Raw genomic sequence first — 13,247 nt, 5'->3', positions numbered from 1 at the left:
AAATGCTTGATATTTTCATAGTTCACGGGTGATGGCCCCATCATGGCAATTATGGTTGATTTATTTGCCTGATGGGGTTACAATTAGAAGCAGTTGCACGCTATAACTTTTCCAGAAAGATGGTGCTAATGCCCAAAGTTAATGTATATCTACCTGAGGATCAGCTCAGAAAAGTGGATGATGCGGCCAGGACTCTGGGGCTGTCGCGCAGTAAAGCTCTTCAACTGGGAGCTGCCCACGTAATCCAGATGGCCCATATAGAACAGAAGAAAGCTCTCTTTCGACAGAAAAAAAGAGAAATTCTATCTCGCCTTCGCCGCACGGCCGAAGAAGCACGGACAGAGCTCTGGAATGCTCAGGCCAGCCTAAGAGAGACAAGGGAGCAACAGTGAACGGGACTCATCTTCTTGAAGAGATTGAGCTACCCCTACTCGTGATAGATGCTTCTGTGATTGTCAAATGGTTTAAGACCGAAAATGAAGGATTACTCCCTGAGGCACAGGCTATCTACGACGCCCATGGGGAAACAATCCTGGCCACCGTCCCTCCTCTCTGTCTCTTTGAGCTTGGCAATTCTCCATGGAAGTACCAGTACTTCACAGCGGAACAAATCGAGCAAAAACTGATGGATCTGCGGGAGCTGGAGCTAAGAGTGGTCCATCTCAACGGAGAGGGAACTCGTACTGCAGCCCGGTTATGTCGTTCCTACACTGGTGTGACCTATCCAATTCAAAAGAGAATAATAGCTCACCTGCCCCACCCTTACCAAAGACCTATGTCTACTGCTCTGACCTGGCCACAATAAGCTTTACTATATCCAACCAGAGATTCTTTTCCTCTTCGATCCGAAAGCCCGCCTTTTGAATATTCCTCACTGTAACACGATTGATGTTCGCTCCAGTGATTCTCACTGTGATTGGACTCATAAGCTTCATCAGAAAGCGCAGAACGGGCCTTTCGCTCAGCACATGCTCCAGAAGAAGAAGCTTTCCTTCTGGCTTGAGAACTCTCCTTACCTCTCTCAGACCCAGAACCGGGTCAGGTACTGAACAAAAGACGAAGGTGGCCACGGCAGTGTCAAACGAACCCTCTTCCAGGTCCAATTTCTGGACATCCATAATCCTCAGATTAATTCGGGCAGAAGGGTAGTTGGCTAACTTTTTCCTGGCTCTGGAGAGCATCCCTTCGCTCAGATCAATGGCCGTTACTTCCAGCCCTGGAGGGTAGTAAGGAAAATTCTTGCCCGTGCCCACCCCCACCTCCAGCATGGTGGGCCCTTCCACCTGCTGGAAGAGCAATCTTCTCCAACTGGAAATTTTAGATCTCTCGGCCAGAGATTCAAACAGATCATATACCGGGGAGATACGGTCGTAGCGGGACCTGGTCTTTCTGGTCTCTACTTCACTTATCTCCCTCTGACTTGAGCTTCTCTCCCGGTTCATCATACCACCGCAGAAAATATGCACTCCGTCTCATCCTACAAGATGACTGCTAAAAAGAACAAGCCTTTTTATGTGGTCACGGCGTTCTATCGCAAATAGGCCTTTTTAGGTATTATAGCATTCTATCGCAAAGGTAGCCAGACAGAAAACGTACTCCCTTGCCCCGGTTGGCTCTGAACACTTATGGTCCCCCAGTGAGCCTCTACCAGGTTCCTGGCGATACTCAGACCTATGCCCGTACCACCCGTATGCCGGCTGCGGGACTTGTCGCCCCGATAGAATCTCTCAAATATGTAAGGGAGGTCCTGAGGAGATATCCCCTGACCAGTATCGGCAATAGTTAGCCTGACTCCTTCCCCTTCCTCTCTGGTGTTCACTCTCACTCGGCCTTTCTGGTAATTATACTTTATACCGTTATTAAGAATGTTTTCCAAAACCTGCCCTATTCTTCTCTCATCCACCAGGGCCAGAGGAAGGCCCCTATCTAGATCTGTCTCTACCTGGATCTCTTTTTCAGCTATCTCCTTTTCGAACTTGGGAAAAACTTCTTCCACCAGAACGTTAAGATCCACCGGTTTCTTTTCCAGACTTAGCTTGCCAGACTCTGCTCTGGACAACTCCTGGAGGTCGCTTATGAGGGTGGTGAGACGTTCGGTCTCAGCCTCTATTCTGCCCAGGATATCCTGGTCCGGTTTCTTCACCCCATCTAATATCGACTCTACATAGCCTCGAATAGTGGTGAGGGGGGTTCTGAATTCGTGAGCTATGTCGGCCACCAGATCCCGGCGCATCTTCTCCTGTTTGGCCAGATCATCGGCCATAATGTTGAAAGACTGGGCCAGAGCTCCCAGTTCGTCTTGCGAATCTGCCCGAACCCGCTGGCTCAAATCCCCTTCTGAGATGCTTCTGGTCACTCTGATCATATCCTGGAGGGGCCTGGTGATGCTGCGGGCCAGATAGAGGCTGATAACAATGGCAAGGGCCAGGCTGATCAGAGCCACAATGGTTATAGAGTTCCTTATAGAATCCAGAAACTGCTTTTCCAGGCCGGCGGAAGAAGGGTCCACTACGGTAATAGGAGAAGACATAGGTCCACCCTGAGCCATCATTCCTCCCGTTCCACCCCCCATCATCTCCATCATCCGGCGATGGCCTGGCATACGTCCACCCGTCAGATATAGAGTCCCGATCTGTTTGCCCTGATCGGTGAGAAGGGGAATTCTGGCCGTCCAGACCTGGGGCTCTTCTATTTTTTGACCCACCAGTTCCTCGGAAGAGCTGGCAACCACGGTATTGCTGCGGTCCACCACAACTATGTGGTCGCCCATCATAGTGGTAAGGCCAGAGATCACTTCCTGGACCTCCTGCCAGTTTCCGTTTTTCAGATAGCTATCCACCAGAAAGGTAGCCAGGCTCTGGCTCCTGACCTCGGCACCTCTTCTGAGATAGCTGGAGAACTGGCTGCCAGTAATAAAACCCAGAGCAAGGCTGGTCAGACCCACGGTGACCAGGACAACCACCAGGAAAGAGACCAGAAGCTTAGGGTTGAGAGTTCTCAGAAAGGGCATTTTCATTGAACTTGTAACCCAGGCCCCAAACGGTCAGAACATAACAGGGGTTTTCGGGGTCATCTTCTATTTTTTTACGTAAATTCTTGACATGAGCGTCAATGACCCGGTCATAGGCCTCAAAGCTGCTTCCCACTACCTCTTCCAAGAGCTGAGACCGGCGGTAGACCCGGCCGGGGTGCCTGGCCATAAAGATGAGGAGTCTAAACTCGGAAGGCGTGAGTTCAACAATCTGGCCACCCTTTACCACCTGATGTCTGACCAAATCTATTTTCAGATCCCTAAAAACGAGCTCAGAGGGACCTTCTTCCTCAAATTGAAGATTTACCCGTCTGAGGATAGCCCTGACCCTGGCCACTAGCTCTCGGGGGCTGAAGGGTTTGGTCACATAATCGTCAGCCCCGATCTCCAGTCCGATGATCCGGTCTACCTCATCTGTCTTGGCCGTCAGCATGAGGATGGGGACATTGGACCTCTTGCGAATTCTCTGGCAGACTTCTTCCCCGTTAAGACCGGGCAGGTTCAGATCAAGGATAACCAGATTGGGATTAAAACGCTGGACCTCTACAAGAGCTTCGTTGCCATCTGTGGCGGTGCGGACGGCAAAGTTGTTCTTCTCCAGATAGGATTTGACTATATCCATTCCCGATATTCCCGGGCGGTGAGTCCAGACATGGACATAGATAACCTGGCCAGGTGGGCCACAATCAAAGGCATTAAGCTTATGGGAACCGGCGACTTCACTCACCCCCTTTGGCTGGCAGAGCTAAAAGAGAAACTTAAGCCCACCGACAATGGCCTTTTTAGCTGCGGTGAGACCCATTTCATCCTCACCGGAGAAGTAAACAGTATCTACACTCAATCCAACAAGCCCCGGAGAATCCATAACCTCATCTTTGCTCCCAGCTTTGAGGCTGTGGAAAGGATAAACAAGAAGCTTCTCTCCCGGGGAGCCAGGCTGCGAAGTGATGGCCGTCCTATAGTCGGCCTCTCGGCCCGGGATCTGGTAGAGCTGGTGATGGACGCTTCTCCCCAGTCCTTCATTGTGCCGGCCCACGCCTGGACACCCTGGTACTCTGTCTTCGGGACAAAATCAGGATTCGACTCTCTGGAAGAATGTTTTGGCGATATGAGACCTTATATTCAAGCTATAGAGACAGGACTCTCCTCTGACCCGGCCATGAACTGGCGGATCTCTGGCCTGGATCAGGTAGCCATAATCTCCTGCTCCGACTCCCACTCCCCCCGCAAGATCGGCCGCGAAGCCGCCGTCTTCGACACCGAATTGAACTATACCAGCCTCATAGAAGCTATGAGGGGAAGAAGGACGGATAAGCTTTTATATACCATTGAGTTTTTCCCTCAGGAAGGCAAATATCACTACGACGGCCATCGTCTTTGTGGCATTCACCAGGGTCCTCGGGAAACTCTAAGCAAGGGAGAGATCTGTCCGGTTTGTGGGCGAAGATTGACCATTGGAGTCATGAACCGGGTGGAACAGTTAGCCGATCGCCCAGAAGGCTTTGTACCCGAACGATCCTCCCCCTTCAAAAGCCTGGTCCCCCTGGAAGAGATAATCGCTGAGAGCCTGGATGTGGGACAGACCACCAAGACGGTAGAGACTTATTACCAGAGACTCATTGCCCGGTTTGGCAGTGAGTTTGAGGTGCTGCTAAACACTCCTATAGATGAGATCAAAGACGTGGATCCCCAAATCGGCGAAGGAGTAGATCGGGTCCGAAAAGGCCAGCTCCACATCGAGCCAGGGTATGACGGCGTTTCTGGAAAGATCCGTATTTTTGGCCAAGAGGAAAGAATCCCTGAAGGTCCCACCAACGGGGAACAGCTGAGCTTATTGTAGAGACTGGGAGAGCCTGACCATGGCAGAGAAAGATGAAAATTGATGATCTGTCAACAAGCTTTCAGTTCCGTGACTCTCCCAACATCGGTGGGAATTTTTGACCATCTACGGTAAGTAAGACAAAAGTACTGGTCAATGGACATAAATGAGCACTTCAATTGTTATTGAAACCGGTGCCCACCGATCAGTATGTTATGGGACGATTACTCAGTTCCCTCGAGGAGACCAGAGGTCTATCCGCCAAAAGGAAAACTTAATCAAGTTGTTACCCTCGCAGGCAATTCCGATCAGCAAAGGCATTGCTACTAAACCACGTATGCCGGGTAAGCTTAAATATCCTTTGGTCTGAGCTTACATCTTGCTGCTACCGGCTACAATTGTCTGGATAGCCAGATTAAGACTTCTAAGGACCATGGCTGAGATAAGGGGGTGCTCCCTTAAGGATTGGTCGCCATCTTCGCCCAGGGCCAGGGCTGCGGCTAGTGCTTTCTTTGCCTCCTCCCGGCGGTCGGTCTTCCATAAAATATAGGCCATCTCTTCCAACCTTCTCTTGAAAAGGAAGGGGTAATCGCCCGAGAAAAGACCTTCCACGGCCTTGCCTATAATCCTGGCCTCCCTCTCCCTCCTGGCCCAGTCACTCAGAATTATCTTACTCTGGCGAGCTTCCAATAACTCCAGAGCATAAGTTGCCACGGAGTCTAACTCAAAGAACCAACTGGAAAACTCCGGCAAGCTTAGAAAGTCGACAAATTCCAGAAGTAATGCTGCTTTAAATCTCACCTCTTCCTGTTGTAGCTCCCGATATATGAGAGGAGAGGTGTCGGAGATCTCCCCCTCTTCCACGGCCTTCTGCCACTTCTTATACTCCAAAGGTGGCTCAATTCCCGCCTTCAGGTTCCTCTGATAGGCCTCCCTCACCAGAAGCTGGCCGTAGGTTGCCGGAACTTCTACAACAGTAAGGTCTTCCATCTTCCTTATCCTCTCCAGTTCCTGCTTGAGCCTTTTCTTACCCAGGTTGACGCCCAGGCATTCCTTGATGCCCTCGGTATCGGCAATTCTCAATGCAACCAGACTAAGGGCTCCCAGAGGCCTTTCCATAACTATCCATATCAATCTTCCGCCAGCTCCATCAATGTGACTAACCAGGGCTTGACGAGGTCGGGGCATAAGCTCTCTCTCCGGGGAGGGAGTTTCCTCCTCAGTTAGCTCTTCCACCTCCACCCCAGCCATTTTCATTCGGTAAAGGGATCTTTTGGCTTCCTTTCTTAGCTTTTTGTCGGAAGCTGTCTTTATTATCTCTTGGAGAGCCAGAGCTGACTCAAGCGATTTGATGGAGGCCATAGTCTCCACCGCCACTAAGGCTAAATCAGTATCTCTACTTTTTGTTATCAAGCTCAGCAAAACCAGGATTTTATCTCCTGCTTCTCGACCAAGCTGGTGGATCATCTCCCGGGAGGCCTGGGGAGGCAAATTGTGAATCTCATCAATCAACCTGGGAAGATCAGTATGATCCCTGGCATCTGCACTGAAGAGGGCCGCTTCGATTCGCTCCCTTGTCTCTGCCATAACTCGGACCATAAGTGCACTCTCATCGAAACCAGGCCGGCCTTCTGGGCCTTGGGGACTCTTCGATAGAGGTTGCTTTTGGGTAGGCTTGGGGGATTTGATAGATGCGGTAGATTTTACAACTCTTCTTTTGGACAACCTGAACCTCTACTTCAGAAAGTAATTCGCCATGATGGAGCCATCACCCGTGAACCATGAAAATGGCGAACCTATTTTCCAGGTAACTGTAAAGAAAGTAACTGTAAAACAGGTTTTTATTGTAGGCATAAGGAGACTCTCTGACAAGCTCAACAATTCCTGGTAACCGTTCCAAAATCGATAGGAGTTTTGAGTCATCCGAGCTGAGTGAGAGAAGAGTCCTAATCAACGAACATGAAATATCGCTTCAGTCGTTATTGAAACCGGTGCCCACCGATTATGGGACGATTACAATTTCTCTTTCTTATCCGTGCGAGCGAGTAGATAGTTCTTCTGATCCTGAGGTCTAAGGTTGACCTGGGGAAAACTTATCCCTAATAAGCAAGTTTCTTTAGCCTCAAGACTTCAAAATCTCACGGTAATACCCAGGCCCTTCTGGCATCCAGCCGCCTCAGGCCGTAATGCAAAGCAAGCTGGATAGCCTCCTGGTACTCCTCACCGGTAATACGGCACCCAAGCTGCGGATGATCATAAGCTTTGTAGCAAGGATGGTATTGATCCATGATGTTCAGATAAGTGTCTTTAGAGATCTCCTGGGCCAGAAATCTGAAGGTCTCCTCGCTGCCAGCCAGGCCCTGAGGCAGTACCAGGTGACGGAGGATGATCCCTCTTTGAGCCACTCCATGTTCATCCACAACCAGATCTCCTGCTTGCCGATGCATCTCTTTGACGGCATCCTGGTTTACCTGGGGGTAGTTTTTGATTCCCGAAAGTTCCCGGGCCACTTTCTCATCGCTATACTTCATATCTGGCATATAAATATCAAAGATCCCGTCCAGAAGCTGAAGGGTCTCCACAGAATCATAGCCTCCGGTATTGTAGACCAGAGGCATTCTGAAGCCGCCCTTTATAGCTATACTCAGAGCGGAAAGAATTTGGGGCACCACGTGAGTAGGCGAGACAAAATTGATGTTGTGACACCCCATAGCCTGCAGAGAGAGCATCATCTGGGCCAGCTTCTCGTCCTCTACTTCCTCTCCTTCTCCCAACTGGCTGATGGAGTAATTCTGACAATACTGACACCGCAGGTTACACCAGGTAAAAAAGATGGTTCCCGAACCTCGCCTTCCCACCAAAGGAGGCTCCTCTCCAAAGTGAGGTCCGTAGCTGGAGACCACTGCTTTTCGGCCGGTACGGCAGACGCTTCTTTTGTCCTCCAGACGGTTAACCGCACAGTTGCGAGGGCAGAGGCAGCAGCTTTCCAGCAGAGCCCAGCTCTGCTCTGCTTTATCCTCTCAGAAAGTTCTCCCGCTCTGTAGGTTTTTAAGTAGGATGCTTCCATATGGGATAAGGCTTAACTCTACAGCGATACTTAAGAATCTTGATTCAATATGTAGGGTAATTTCTTTAATTGAACCACAACATATTGTATGTATTCAGGTAAATGACGTTGTAGGGTTAATATCTTTTATCTTTATGTAATCAGGGTGGCTGCGAAAATCAGATTTACAACCGCTGAGAGTGAGAGCTAGTTCAGGACTATGGTTATCTTATCACGAGTCACTTTAGATTGAAAGTGAAGCTGCATTAGTTTAGAATTAGAGTCACCTTTTTAAGATCTCAGGAATATGACAGATTAGGGAGGGGCACTATGCCGAAGCCTGAATACGCCTTCCTGGAAGGTAGAATTGTACCCATCGAGCAAGCCAAGATAGATATCAGGACCAATGCCCTTCAGTACGGCACGGCCATATTTGAGGGCATAAGGGGCTACTGGAATGAGCAGCGGCAGAAGATCTACGTCTTCAAGATGAAGGACCACTACCTCCGCATGCTGGAAAATTGCAAGATTCTGATGATAGATCCCGGCTATTCCCTGGATGAACTGATGTCTATCACTCTGGAGCTTTTGAGGAAAGAAGATTACCGCCAGGACGTCTACATCAGACCCTTTGCCTATGTCAGCAGCACATCCATAGGACCCAAGTTGGTTGGCTACGAACATGACTTTTTCTTATACACGGTCCCCATGGGGGACTACCTGGATACGTCTAGAGCCATAAAGGTTTGCGTCTCCTCCTGGTGCAGGCTCAGCGACAATGCTCTTCCACCCCGGGGCAAGATCGCCGGTTCTTATGTAAATTCCGCTCTCCAGAAGACCGAAGCCCTGCTTAATGGCTTTGATGAAGCTATAGTGCTTACTTCGGACGGCCATGTCTCCGAAGGAAGCGCCATGAACCTTTTTCTGGCCAAAAGGGGTGTCCTTTTTACTACTCCCACCACTGACGAAATTCTGGAAGGGATAACCAGAAGAACTGTTATTCAGATGGCCCGAGAAGACCTGGGCCTGGAAGTGGTAGAGAGAAAAATCGACCGGACCGAGCTCTATACAGCTGATGAGCTCTTCTTTACCGGCACTGGAGCTCAGATATCTCCCATAGGCGAAGTGGACAGAAGAAAGATCGGACAGGGGGAGATTGGGCCCATCACCAGACAACTATCTGACCTCTACTTTAAAGTGGTCCGAGGGGAGATGGAGAAATATAGGGAGTGGCTTACAGAGGTATAGCCACGCGGTCAGAGCTCGTTGTCCTTGATAGCTGATGAACTCCGACTCGCGAGAGCCCCGCCAAATCAGGATGTTTAGATTATTGTGCCGGGTTGAGCCCCGAAAAACCGTAAGATAATGTCTCCATGGCGGCTTTCAATAACTCGTAACGATTGATTCAACCTAAGGAGGAGAGTCCTAAATGAAAGGTGAAGAGTTTTTGTTTATCAATTTTCTCAAGAAGGGTACTATCTCGCGCAAGGAATTCCTCAGAAGAGCAACATTATTGGGGATTTCGCTGCCTACCGTAGCCAGCTTCCTCGCCGCCTGTGCAAAGGAACCAACACCCCTGCCGGTAACGCCTGAGATGGAAGCAAAGCTTCTGGAGCCAAGGCACGATAGTGGTATCTCTATCGAAGAAACCCTCCTGAAGAGGAGATCGGTCAGGGATTATACGGGTGAACCTCTCACTCTTCAAGAAGTTTCACAGCTGCTATGGGCGGCTCAAGGAATCACCGACCCACGAGGATTAAGAACAGCTCCCTCGGCGGGAGCCACTTACCCGCTGGAGACCTATGTCGTGGTTGGAGATGTGGAAAATCTTGCCGAGGGTGTTTATCGTTATCACCTGCCGAAGCATGAGCTGGTGAAGGTTCTGGATGGAGATTTGAGGACAGAGCTAGCCGCTGCTGCCCTGGGACAGAACTGGGTTAGGGAGGGCGCCATAAACATCGTATTCACCGCCATTTATGAGCGAACCACCCGACGGTATGGAGACAGAGGTATAAGATATGTGCACATGGAAGTAGGGCATGTCGGACAAAACGTCCACCTACAAGCTGTTGCCCTGGGCCTGGGCACGGTGGTCATTGGGGCATTCCGCGATGACCAGGTTAAGGAAATCCTGAACCTGCCCCAAGACGAGCAGCCACTCTACATAATGCCGGTGGGAAGAAAGTGAAGACATGGCCTTGCGAACACTCCCCAGCAAGGACAGCAGCGACCCAGGTAGGAAAGATCTATATCTCGGAGGCTACAGGGTGTGTGGCGGGGGGAATTCTCTTCACCTACCTGCTGGTGCACCATCTTCAACCCTTTGAAATAGCAGCAGGCGCTGGCCTGCTAAACCTGATCGCAGCAATCCTTTTGCTTAAACCCTGGGCTGTTGCCTGGAGAACTGGAAAGGATGTTGCACTTGAATTTCTGGTTTCTTCTATGGTCATCCTAGCTTTGGCCTTGGGCATTTACTCCGTCGCCTCTGGACGATCTCGACCAACATCAGTTAGGAGAGTCTGGGGACTTCAGGCGGAATTACTCTAATACCGAGGCATCGGATAGGTATTAAGTAGCGTTCTCAAAAGAGCCATTTCCTCTCCCAGAACCCTGGCAATGGCCAGCTCCCATAATATGCTCCCCTGGCCCAAAAACAATTCCAATAGCGAGGGAACTGGGGGAGCTAACTCCATGGTAAGCGGTACCTCTATTTCCGCTAACTCAGCCGCAGCCTCAATCGCTTCGTTCAAACCGCCCAACTGGTCAACCAGACCCAATTCTAAGGCTTGCGTGCCAATATACAGCTCGCCTGTTGCCAATTCTCTCACCTTAGAGAGTTCCAGATCTCGCCCCTCGGCTACAGTCTGAATAAACTGGTCATAGGCCTCATCCGAGAGCCGCTGAAAGATTTGCCGTCGCTCAGGAGTCAGCGGGTCAATAAACATATCCTTGTGCTCGCCCGAGGTGATAGTCTCCACCTCAATACCCAGCTTCTCGAATAGCCCATCCAGATTGGTGTGCATCCAGATGACGCCAATACTGCCGGTGAGGGTTCCAGGTTGAGCTACGATCCTGTCGGCGTGGGCAGAAATGTAATATCCACCGGAGGCAACTATGTCAGCCATAGAGACTACCACAGGTTTTTCGAATTCCTTTATCATGTTGCCTATCTCCTGAGAGGCGGCTACTGCTCCCCCGGGGCTATTTATCCGCAACACCACTGCCTTAAGGCGCCCATCTCCCTCCACGCGCTCAAGTAACCCTCGTACCAGCTCAGGGGTGATGCCATATGGAGCTAGCAGGCCACCCTCCTCTTCTTCAATAGGACCGGTCAAGGTGATAATCCCAATATTTGCGCCATACCGGGGGGCGATCATCTGGCTTAAACCAACCCAGACTAAGACTATGAGAGATACCACAATTACCCCAACGACAATAATAGCAATAATCTTGTTTCTACTCATGACAAATTGCCTCCTCCTTAGTTTTTCTGACCTTTCCCCGAGAACCGTGCTGCTCAGCCCCTCGGAGGTTTGTGGAAACAATATAGCCAGACGCAGGCCGGCTCATCAAGAGTTCATTCTCTAATTGCTGAAAGCTGATCTGTCTGCCTGCGGCAGGCCCAGCAACATAGCCGAACGCTTACATCTCATGATGCAGGGTATCCCCTTAGAGTAGCCCGCCGACTATGGGGAGCGCCACCACTGCTACCAGCAAACCCAAAAGTACCAGCAAAATTGCGGTCGGCAATAAATAGATCAAAATGGCTCGTCCTGTGGAGACCGCGTAGTTTTCTCTTACCGCTACAATGCTTAGCGCTAATGACCACAAGCCAAGTCCAATAGATCCCAGACCAACGAGCAGGACGCCGATAATTCCAGGTAATAACCCTATGACCGCCAGAGGAGCAGTAAAAATAGCCGGCAGGTTAGCAAAGGCAAAGCCAGAAAAAAGCCCACCATAGCTTCCCTTGCCACCCAGCAGCGAGGCGACGGCGTGCCAGATGGCCGTCAACACTGCCAGCGTCAAGAGACTGATGATGGGAAATCCTATTATCAAAAGAATGCTAATTCCAGCAAGGAAGGCAGGCGACAATCCCCCTCCTTCAGGGAACTCTAAGTCTCCTAACCCTATAGAGGCCAGAGCGGCCACCAGGCTGACCACCAGGTAGACCACTATCGCCCAACCAATAGGTCGCTCCTGGCATATGCTCCTAATAGTAGAAGTTGGTCTGGTCAGTACACCCATTGAGATCTCGAGAATACCTTTTTGCATATCGCCCTCCTTTAGATGATTCCCACAATGATTTCAAAATATCCTCTTCACATCCACACCCCTGGGATGGGATGCCCGCAGAATTTACATTTTCCCCCTTCTATATGGTTGGCTAGCACGCTAAAATGAACCCGCTTGATTAAGGTCTCACCACAGTTAGGACAGAAGGTGCTATTGGCTTCATGTCCAGGAACATTGCCAATGGTAACATACTCCAGTCCTACCTCAAGGGCAATGGCCCTGGCCTGCTCTAAAGTTTCAATAGGGGTGGGTGGGAGCCTGGTCAGCTTATAGGCGGGGAAAAAGCGGCTGAAATGCAGGGGAACATCTTTTCCCAGGTTATCTCTAACCCAGATGCACATCTCCCTTATCTTTCCCATATCGTCGTTGAGGGTAGGGATAACCAGGTTCGTGATCTCAAACCAAACTCCTTCTTCCTTTATGATTTTCAAAGTGGTGAGCACTGGCTCTAGCTCGGAGAAGGAGGTTACCTGATAGAACTCGGCCGTAAAGGCCTTGAGGTCAACGGCAACGGCGTCCAGGCGCTTAAGCAGTGCCCGTAAAGGTTCTGGGTTTATGGCCCCGTTGGTATGGAAATAGGTCCTAAGCCCCCTCTCTTGAGCCAGTTTGGCCACATCATATGCCCACTCATAAAATACAGTTGGCTCATTATAAGTAAATGATATAGACTGAACACCAAGCTCCAGAGCTTTGTTTACCGCTTCTTCAGCAGATAGAGGGGTTGCTGCCACTTCTTCCGGAGTTCTTGCCGCCAGGTGCCAATTGTGGCAGAAACTGCACTTGAAATTGCAGCCAGCAGTGCCAAAGCAAAGCGTCATAGTTCCGGGGAAAAAGTGGAGTAGCGGTTCCTTCTCCACTGGGTCGACTTGTCTGGCTGCCGGCATAGCATAAACCAGGGTATATAGTGTGCCACCCTTATTTGCTCTAACTGTGCAGTAACCCCGCTGTCCTTCCGAGATCGTGCATCTCCTGAAGCAAAGCTGACACTGAATTGTCTCTCCCTCCATCTTCACGTAGTATCTCGCCTCGGTGAGTGCCTGCTGGTCGAAGGAAGG

Annotated in this window: 14 protein-coding genes; 6 read left to right on the top strand and 8 right to left on the bottom strand. The window is 50.3% G+C overall.

The annotated features are described in order from the left end of the window. Nucleotides 1-128 precede the first annotated feature (128 nt). A complete protein-coding gene (locus HW443_RS06090) occupies nt 129-392 on the top strand; it encodes a type II toxin-antitoxin system HicB family antitoxin (protein ID WP_176226060.1) in 264 nt (87 codons plus the stop codon). Beyond that, entirely contained in the window at nt 389-805 is a 417-nt protein-coding gene (locus HW443_RS06085) for a type II toxin-antitoxin system VapC family toxin (protein WP_176231177.1), read from the top strand. Before HW443_RS06090 ends, HW443_RS06085 begins: the two co-directional genes overlap by 4 nt. Here HW443_RS06085 and HW443_RS06080 read toward each other — a convergent pair. The 3 genes from HW443_RS06080 to HW443_RS06070 form a co-directional block, all read right to left on the bottom strand. Continuing rightward, nucleotides 780-1,442, bottom strand: a complete 663-nt coding sequence (locus HW443_RS06080; RefSeq protein ID WP_176231181.1) for a class I SAM-dependent methyltransferase — start codon at nt 1,440-1,442, stop codon at nt 780-782. The genes HW443_RS06085 and HW443_RS06080 overlap by 26 nt on opposite strands. Before the next feature lie 122 nt (nt 1,443-1,564). Further along, on the bottom strand, nt 1,565-3,016 hold the full coding sequence (locus HW443_RS06075; protein WP_176237984.1) for a sensor histidine kinase: 1,452 nt from the start codon (nt 3,014-3,016) through the stop codon (nt 1,565-1,567). Next, complete coding sequence (locus tag HW443_RS06070; protein WP_176231175.1) at nt 2,982-3,653, bottom strand: response regulator transcription factor; 672 nt, start codon at nt 3,651-3,653, stop codon at nt 2,982-2,984. The genes HW443_RS06075 and HW443_RS06070 overlap by 35 nt, the downstream gene beginning before the upstream one ends. Nucleotides 3,654-3,683: 30 nt before the next feature. Here HW443_RS06070 and HW443_RS06065 point away from each other — a divergent pair, with 30 nt between their 5' ends. Continuing rightward, a complete protein-coding gene (locus HW443_RS06065) occupies nt 3,684-4,871 on the top strand; it encodes an endonuclease Q family protein (protein ID WP_176231174.1) in 1,188 nt (395 codons plus the stop codon). A 351-nt stretch (nt 4,872-5,222) separates the two neighbouring features. On the opposite strand, the gene HW443_RS06060 is transcribed toward HW443_RS06065, so the two are convergent. Next, nucleotides 5,223-6,449, bottom strand: a complete 1,227-nt coding sequence (locus tag HW443_RS06060) for a hypothetical protein (RefSeq protein ID WP_176231173.1) — start codon at nt 6,447-6,449, stop codon at nt 5,223-5,225. A gap of 539 nt (nt 6,450-6,988) precedes the next feature. Continuing rightward, entirely contained in the window at nt 6,989-7,708 is a 720-nt protein-coding gene (locus tag HW443_RS06055; protein ID WP_258190463.1) for a radical SAM protein, read from the bottom strand. Between the two features lie 518 nt (nt 7,709-8,226). On the opposite strand from HW443_RS06055, the gene HW443_RS06050 reads away from it, so the two are divergent. The 3 genes from HW443_RS06050 to HW443_RS06040 all read left to right on the top strand — a co-directional run bounded on the left by HW443_RS06050 (nt 8,227) and on the right by HW443_RS06040 (nt 10,443). Further along, entirely contained in the window at nt 8,227-9,144 is a 918-nt protein-coding gene (locus tag HW443_RS06050; RefSeq protein ID WP_176231171.1) for a branched-chain amino acid transaminase, read from the top strand. Nucleotides 9,145-9,490: 346 nt separating this feature from the next. Then, nucleotides 9,491-10,084 carry a SagB/ThcOx family dehydrogenase gene (locus HW443_RS06045; protein WP_176231180.1) on the top strand — a complete coding sequence of 198 codons (594 nt, stop codon included), beginning with the start codon at nt 9,491-9,493 and terminating at the stop codon, nt 10,082-10,084. Then, on the top strand, nt 10,081-10,443 hold the full coding sequence (locus tag HW443_RS06040) for a hypothetical protein (RefSeq protein WP_176231170.1): 363 nt from the start codon (nt 10,081-10,083) through the stop codon (nt 10,441-10,443). The genes HW443_RS06045 and HW443_RS06040 overlap by 4 nt, the downstream gene beginning before the upstream one ends. On the opposite strand, the gene sppA is transcribed toward HW443_RS06040, so the two are convergent. The 3 genes from sppA to amrS all read right to left on the bottom strand — a co-directional run. After that, nucleotides 10,440-11,360, bottom strand: coding sequence for a signal peptide peptidase SppA (gene sppA / locus HW443_RS06035; protein ID WP_176231169.1), 921 nt, complete (start codon nt 11,358-11,360; stop codon nt 10,440-10,442). The two genes, HW443_RS06040 and sppA, sit on opposite strands and share 4 nt — an antisense overlap. Nucleotides 11,361-11,565: 205 nt before the next feature. Beyond that, entirely contained in the window at nt 11,566-12,171 is a 606-nt protein-coding gene (locus tag HW443_RS06030) for a Yip1 family protein (protein WP_176231168.1), read from the bottom strand. Nucleotides 12,172-12,218: 47 nt separating this feature from the next. Continuing rightward, on the bottom strand, nt 12,219-13,247 hold a 1,029-nt coding region (amrS, locus tag HW443_RS06025), incomplete at its 5' end, for an AmmeMemoRadiSam system radical SAM enzyme (protein ID WP_176237983.1).

Source organism: Candidatus Hakubella thermalkaliphila (assembly GCF_013281975.1).
GTDB classification, from domain to species: domain Bacteria; phylum Actinomycetota; class Humimicrobiia; order Hakubellales; family Hakubellaceae; genus Hakubella; species Hakubella thermalkaliphila.
This window is presented reverse-complemented; position numbering and strand designations above follow the sequence as displayed.

Coding starts and splice junctions, on each gene's coding strand:
- HW443_RS06090 (WP_176226060.1), top strand. CDS start 129: ATGCCCAAAGTTAATGTATATCTACCTGAGGATCAGCTCAGAAAAGTG.
- HW443_RS06080 (WP_176231181.1), bottom strand. CDS start 1,442: ATGAACCGGGAGAGAAGCTCAAGTCAGAGGGAGATAAGTGAAGTAGAG.
- HW443_RS06075 (WP_176237984.1), bottom strand. CDS start 3,016: ATGAAAATGCCCTTTCTGAGAACTCTCAACCCTAAGCTTCTGGTCTCT.
- HW443_RS06070 (WP_176231175.1), bottom strand. CDS start 3,653: ATGGATATAGTCAAATCCTATCTGGAGAAGAACAACTTTGCCGTCCGC.
- HW443_RS06065 (WP_176231174.1), top strand. CDS start 3,684: ATGGACATAGATAACCTGGCCAGGTGGGCCACAATCAAAGGCATTAAG.
- HW443_RS06060 (WP_176231173.1), bottom strand. CDS start 6,449: ATGGTCCGAGTTATGGCAGAGACAAGGGAGCGAATCGAAGCGGCCCTC.
- HW443_RS06050 (WP_176231171.1), top strand. CDS start 8,227: ATGCCGAAGCCTGAATACGCCTTCCTGGAAGGTAGAATTGTACCCATC.
- HW443_RS06045 (WP_176231180.1), top strand. CDS start 9,491: ATGGAAGCAAAGCTTCTGGAGCCAAGGCACGATAGTGGTATCTCTATC.
- sppA (WP_176231169.1), bottom strand. CDS start 11,360: ATGAGTAGAAACAAGATTATTGCTATTATTGTCGTTGGGGTAATTGTG.
- HW443_RS06030 (WP_176231168.1), bottom strand. CDS start 12,171: ATGCAAAAAGGTATTCTCGAGATCTCAATGGGTGTACTGACCAGACCA.